Raw genomic sequence first — 1,707 nt, 5'->3', positions numbered from 1 at the left:
TGCATTGTTACCAGCTGCATCTTTAACGGTGCCGGTGATTGCTGCCCCGAGGGCAATGCCGTCCATGTCTACATCTCCGGCCTGCACTACATAGAGGAAGCCTAAGGTATCTGAGCCGGAACCGCCCTGGTAGGTAGCCTGCCGGGTAGTGCCGCCAATAGTGATATCGAGTACAGGCGTACCAGTTACAGTGATGGGTTCACTGAAGTGTGCTTTGAAACGGAGCCCATCGTTAAGATGGTAGATGCCGTTTGCCGGTACGTCTACGGATGTAATGGTGGGTGCTGTTTTGTCGACGGTATAAAGTACGCCGGTGTTTACAGGCACCCCGCTTACAGTATTTCCCATATTATTGCCGGTTACCACCAGCTCCAGGGTACCGTTTCCTGTGCCTGTATTAACAGTAACGGTATAAGTTGTGCCACTGCCGGTGACAGCTGCAATAGATGCGCCTGTAAGACCTGTAGTGTTTAATGAAAAGGCGGAAGTGGTAACGTTGGTAGCGGTGGCGCTAAAGGTAACGGTATATTGTACGGTAGAAGCAGTGGTAGGGTTATTGCTGGCCCTGGTAACACTGGCTACTGAAATAGCAAGACTGGATAGTTTTATTACCCTCCCATTTCCAGGGGCAGCTCCATCGTCTATAAAAACGTCGCCATGACTGTTTACCGCTATTCCCCAGGGATAAAAGAAGCTGCCAATGGTTAGCCCCGTAGCGATTTCCGTACCGGTTGCTCCTGCGCTGACAGGGGCTGTATACTTCATAACATGAGAGGTAGTGCCGCTTAATTCTTCTGATGTATAAAGATTATCCTGGCCATCTATGGCCAACGAAGTATAGTTTTTTCCGCTGCCCAATGTGGTAGCGGTATATGCCGGGGCTGTTAGTTTAATGAGGCGCCCGTTAAAAGAATTATAGGGGAAATCAATGATGTAAATATTGTTGGAATGGTCGGTAACAATGCCCCAGGGATAGGTGCCGGAGCCTGTAGCCAGTGGCAGCCCGTTATAAACAGTGGTGCCTGAACCGGTTAAGTTAAGGGCATCATATTTTACCACGCGATAGTTGGTGGTAGCCGCATCGTATTCCATTGCGAGCAGATTGTCGCTATTGTCAACGGTCAGCGCTGTGAAGTAGCGACCGGATTGTATTATAGAGGAGGTATAGGAGCCTGCTGCCAGTTTAACAATCCGCCAGTTACTGGCTACATCCGGGTCCATGATAAATACATCTCCTGCACTGTTTACAGCAATGCTCCAGGGGTATTCCGAAACGGTGAGAGACAGCCCCTGGTAAATAGGAGTAGGGGTGCCGGCGCCATTGGTATACTTTAGCACCTGGTATTTAGTAGTAGCTGAATTGTAAGCCACCACATAAATATTATCCAGGTTATCTTTCGCTATGGCGGTATAATATTTACCTGTTTCCAGCACGCTGCTGGTATACTGCGCCATCGCCTTATGGGATACAGCCATGCTACCCAATACCCATAGGAGTATGTGTAAAAAACTAACGTAAAATTTTTTCATAACATCTATTAAATGCAGAGGAAAGGATTTTGCCATCCCGACACGGTTCCTTCATGGATTACCTCAAGCTCTTTCGCATCAAAGCGCATCCCTTTTCCCTGATCAAGAATAATTTTATGTATATGATTATTGGAGGTGTTAATTTTTATAATATTGGAGGAAGGCAATGCAAAGCCT

Annotated in this window: 1 protein-coding gene; it reads right to left on the bottom strand. The window is 47.5% G+C overall.

All coding sequences use genetic code 11. From position 1 onward, the window contains the following. A partial coding sequence (locus tag VN105_RS15890; RefSeq protein ID WP_325642511.1) for a hypothetical protein occupies window positions 1-1,530 on the bottom strand: 1,530 nt, incomplete at its 3' end. Window positions 1,531-1,707: the final 177 nt, after the last annotated feature.

Source organism: Chitinophaga sp. (genome assembly GCF_035564935.1).
In the GTDB taxonomy this organism is placed as follows: domain Bacteria; phylum Bacteroidota; class Bacteroidia; order Chitinophagales; family Chitinophagaceae; genus Chitinophaga.
The sequence above is the reverse complement of the archived record's forward strand: the minus strand, read 5'-3'. Positions and strand labels throughout refer to the sequence as shown.